The organism is Gemmatimonadota bacterium (genome assembly GCA_026706845.1).
Lineage (GTDB): Bacteria > Latescibacterota > UBA2968 > UBA2968 > UBA2968 > VXRD01.
Genome location: JAPOXY010000024.1, coordinates 69,605 through 70,131, shown reverse-complemented (window position 1 = coordinate 70,131; position 527 = coordinate 69,605). Strand labels below are relative to the sequence as shown.

1 protein-coding gene is annotated in these 527 nt (G+C 44.4%); it reads left to right on the top strand.

Annotation, left to right across the window (positions count from 1 at the left end; all coding sequences use genetic code 11):
• Positions 1-84: 84 nt before the first annotated feature.
• Positions 85-527: hypothetical protein (locus tag OXG87_02480; GenBank protein ID MCY3868394.1), on the top strand; the 443-nt coding region annotated here is incomplete at its 3' end.

Below are 527 nucleotides of genomic sequence, written 5' to 3'. Positions count from 1 at the left end.
TTGATGGGTAAGCTTTTGCCAAATAATCCGCGAAGCCTTATCAATTGTATCGCACGTTTTGGAGATAGTGAGAAGATTGACTTTGTGATTGAACACCTGTCGTGTTCGGAAGATTTTGCAAGCTGGGCAGCTTTTAGAGCATTGACAATTCTTGCTCCGCAGGAGGCTATTGACCGAATCATTGAGGTTGGGGAAAGTGACCTGTATTTAATACGCAATGAGTGGCTTCCGCATCTTTTACGAGTTCATCCTGAACAGACACGTCAGAGAATTTTTGAGATCGCCCAATCTGATCCGAAGAAGGGATACCGGCTAATTACCAACATTTTTTGGGAACGACCGAATGAACTGGATGAGGCCATGTTACGATTCGTACTTCGTACGCTTGAGACAGACCTGCTTGATATCAGGGAAGCCTTCACAGAAGATCCCCCTATACTCTATCATCCGCTGAAATTTCTCAGTCGTATTTCCTGTCCGAAACTCTTAAAAATATTACAAAATGAGGCGGGCGGCGTATTGGAACG